The 1195-nt window shown below is 36.1% G+C and carries 1 protein-coding gene; it reads right to left on the reverse strand.

Going from position 1 to position 1195, the window contains the following annotated elements; translation table 11 throughout:
• Positions 1-108: 108 nt before the first annotated feature.
• On the reverse strand, positions 109-1002 hold the full coding sequence (locus GJU39_RS23275; RefSeq protein WP_154283377.1) for an IS1595 family transposase: 894 nt from the start codon (positions 1000-1002) through the stop codon (positions 109-111).
• Positions 1003-1195 lie beyond the last annotated feature (193 nt).

A 1195-nucleotide genomic window follows, 5' to 3' on the forward strand; every position in this document is an offset into this window, starting at 1 on the left:
ATAATTAAATTCAATCTCGCCAAAAACTAAATTAAATAATAAATTTCAAATGATTTGCATTTAAGAAATTCAATTCTACAAGGAATAAAAATATTTAGAGGTCAGTACTTAGTTACATACAATTTGGTTGTGATACATTTTATCGGCTTTTACCATTTTTTTGATTAGGTTATTGAAGATGTTTTCTTTGATCTGTGAGCGATTAATTCGGAAGCAGAATTCATCGAAATATCTGTTGATATGTTTTTCGCTTACCCAGGAATATGTTGTTCTTATCCATGATTTCACCTGATGGATCATTGTATGCAAAGCTACAAAGTTCATCCCTTTTTGGCTAATGACCTGTTCAATCTGATAATTTTTAGCAATCGGACGGTATCCCCGCCATTCATCTGTTGTCACCTTGGCTTCTTTGCTGATATGTTTATCAAATATGACCTGAAGTGATTTACTGGAGAAATCTTTGATTTTCAGTGCATAAAAGCGTTTTACTTTCCCATCTTCTGTTAGCTGAACTGCACAGACTGTTTTCTTCTTCTTACTGGAATAGCTTCTTCCCTGCTTGCCCGTTTCCCTACCGCCCACTACAAATTCATCAATATGTACATTCCCGTCCATCGGGCTGTTCTCACTGGACTTCATGGCCTGACGTACCTTGTGCATAAACAGCCTAGCTGTGTTCTCCGCTACTCCATAACGCACACTCATGTAGCTGGCAGATATGCTCTTGGTACTGGTGGACATCTCAAAGTAGATGAAAAAGGCTTTTCGAAGCCCAAACTTTACTTTATGGAAAAGCGTGTTAGAGGTAACTGACTGCGTATCGCTACAACGGTTACAGGTATGGGAATAGTTTTTCCGAACCTGACTCTTAACATGACCGCATTTCCTGCATTTGAAACCCTCAGAAAAGGTAATTCCTGATAGATATGCCTTACAATCATCATCTGTTTTGAACCGATCACTGAAATCTAGAAGGTTCTGTCCTTTAAATATATCCATTTCCATAGCTTAGTGCATCATAAATATATGAATTTAACTACTGACCTCTAAAAATATTTTTAAAAAAAAATCAATTATTGCTTGTAGGGAATTAGGCAATTACCTAAATTTGCAGCATGGAATTATTGCAAGTTATTAAATCACTATCAAATCAAACTCGTTTGAATATACTTACTTGGTTGAAAGATCCCTT

It is taken from the genome of Pedobacter petrophilus (assembly GCF_009674725.1).
Lineage (GTDB): Bacteria > Bacteroidota > Bacteroidia > Sphingobacteriales > Sphingobacteriaceae > Pedobacter > Pedobacter petrophilus.